Annotated in this window: 1 protein-coding gene and 1 pseudogene; one reads left to right on the top strand and one right to left on the bottom strand. The window is 41.8% G+C overall.

Translation table 11 applies throughout. From position 1 onward, the window contains the following. A pseudogene (locus A3761_RS11770) lies at positions 1-474 on the bottom strand (hypothetical protein); the annotation flags it as partial. Positions 475-724: 250 nt separating this feature from the next. Here A3761_RS11770 and hemA point away from each other — a divergent pair. Continuing rightward, the gene (hemA, locus tag A3761_RS11765; RefSeq protein ID WP_068515824.1) at positions 725-1,990 is read left to right on the top strand and encodes a glutamyl-tRNA reductase; all 1,266 of its coding nucleotides are present in this window, start codon (positions 725-727) and stop codon (positions 1,988-1,990) included. The last annotated feature ends 112 nt before the right edge of the window (positions 1,991-2,102 follow it).

Here is a 2,102-nt window from a genome sequence, read left to right as displayed (position 1 = left end):
TACTCGGGCATCACCGCCAAGCTCGATAATCTTTTCGATATGTTGCATGGCCTGTTCGTATTCGCGAGAAAGGGAATACTGATAGGTCAGAAGTTGATGTGCCGGAATGCTGTCTGGCTTTATATCAACCCAAAGGATTGCCATTTCCTTTATGGCCTCCATGTCTTTCATGTATTGAGCTGCATTTACAGCACGCTTAACAACACCTAAATCTCTTGTCATGCGCGCTTGTTGGATATAGTTAAGCAAGGTGATATTGAATTCTTGACGCTGGACAGCAACCTCTGCAACAAGCAGGTCGTAGAGCGTGTCTTTATTTAGGTCGAAATCTTGATACTCTGGAGATGTCTCAGATGAAAGCTTTTCACTACTTGCGGTGGTATCTGTCTCAGATTGCTTTGCTTTCATTAGGCTAGAGCAGGCGCTGAGTGAGAAAAGTGATGAAATTAATATAAGTTTGAGTAGTGCTTTCAATCTGAATCTCTTTTAAATAATTGAGGCTTGACGAGTTTTATGATGACAGATGGGTTTAAGGTGTCAACTTACCGTTCGTATAGTTTGGCCATGTGCTAGGGTTCATTTGTTTGAACTACTTTTTGTCGTGCTGTCGAGGCTTTAATCATAAAATAAGTGGCTTCTAGCTCTAAGAACTTGCTCTGTGTCATTGGCTTTCTATGTATTCTATTTGTAGAATAGCCGCTTTAAATCAAATTGCTTGGTATACATGTCGTTTTTGGCGTTTGGAATTAATCATAAGACTGCAACTGTCGACGTTCGAGAGAAAGTTGCGTTTGATTTACAACGTCTCGATATCGCGTTGGAGTCAATCAAAAAACTGCCGAATGTTAATGAAGCGGTTATTTTATCGACATGTAACCGAACAGAAATATACTGTGCTGGCAATCATGCAATTGATGTTGCGATGTTGCAGACTTGGTTGGCTGACTATCATTGTGTTAATTCAGAAGACCTCGAAAACTGTAGCTTTGTCTATGATGGTAAAGATGTGGTTGTTCATTTAATGCGTGTTGCTGCTGGCTTGGACTCTCTTGTTCTGGGAGAGCCACAGATTTTAGGGCAGCTGAAATCAGCCTATGCTTCAGCACAAGAATATCAGGCTGTTCAAGGGAAACTAGGTCGGCTCTTTGAACATTGTTTCTCTGTCGCCAAGAAAGTACGCACTGATACGGCGATTGGTGAAAACCCAGTGTCGGTCGCCGCTGCTGCCGTCAATATGGCTCGCCAGCTCTTCTCAGATTTTTCAGACAATACTGCTTTACTTATCGGGGCGGGTAAAACCACTGAGTTAGTGGCTAGGCACCTGAAACAAAGTGGTATTAAAAAGATCATAATTGCAAATCGAACGCTGGCTCGTGCCCAGGATCTGTCGAGTCTGGTTGAAGGTGAGGCAGCTTTATTAGGTGATATTCCAGATTTATTAATCGATGCCGATATTGTGATTGCGTCGACGGCTAGCTCCTTGCCTATATTAGGCAAGGGGGCTGTAGAGAGAGCTTTAAAGCATCGTAAGCACCGACCTTTCTTTATGGTGGATATAGCGGTACCAAGAGATATTGAACCTCAGGTAGGAGAGTTATCTGATGTTTACCTTTATACCGTTGATGACTTAAAAGATGTTATTGATGAGAATGTAAAAAACCGAGAAGGCGCTGCTCAAGAAGCTGAGCGGATGATTCTTGAGGGAAGTGAATATTTTCTTAATCGTCAGCGTGTTTCTTCAGTTGGTGATAGTTTGAAACGCTTTAGATCACATGCAGAGACGCTTCAGCAGAAGGAATTAGAGCGCGCTCTAAATGCCTTGCGTGGAGGTGCGGACGCCGAACAGGTAATTACTCAATTATCTAGGGGCTTAACGAATAAACTAATTCACCATCCTACGATTAGTGTTAGACGAGCAGCTGAAGATGGCAAGAATGAAAAAGCAGATTGGTTGTTAGATTTGTTTGGTATCGAGTCATTAAGTGATTAGTTTCTNCATTATTATGTGTTGCGCTTAAATTTCCAGTTCGAACATATTCGTAAATCAAATATATAAGAATTTTAGCTATAAAAGATCCAAGGGAGTCTCTATGAGCGATATA

This window comes from Oleiphilus sp. HI0123 (genome assembly GCF_001635315.1).
This window is presented reverse-complemented; position numbering and strand designations above follow the sequence as displayed.